General features: G+C 65.6%; 1 protein-coding gene. It reads right to left on the bottom strand.

From position 1 onward, the window contains the following. Nucleotides 1-256, bottom strand: a 256-nt coding sequence (locus AC5Y36_RS25925; RefSeq protein ID WP_500043837.1) for a transposase, incomplete at both ends; no start/stop codon positions are given.

Genomic DNA, 256 nt, shown 5'->3' with positions numbered 1-256 from the left:
CCACATGCGGCGCCCAGGATCAGGTCTCCTTCCCAGCTTCCGGGCACCGCACGGTCATCCACCACGGCAGGCCGCTGGCTGATGGTGATCACGTCACTGAACTTGCCGCGGCGCTCGGTGCGGCCCCGGGGCTTGCGGGCGGCGCGTTTGGTCGACAAACACTTGTTGAGGTCGGCGCGCAGCTGGCCGCGGCTTTGCACGTAGAGGCACTTGTAGATGGTTTCGTGGCTCACCTGTCTGAGCTTGTCATCGGGGT

This window comes from Mycobacterium sp. NGS50 (genome assembly GCF_059812545.1).
Note: the sequence above shows the minus strand (reverse complement) of the source record. Positions and strands in the feature narration are given on the sequence as shown.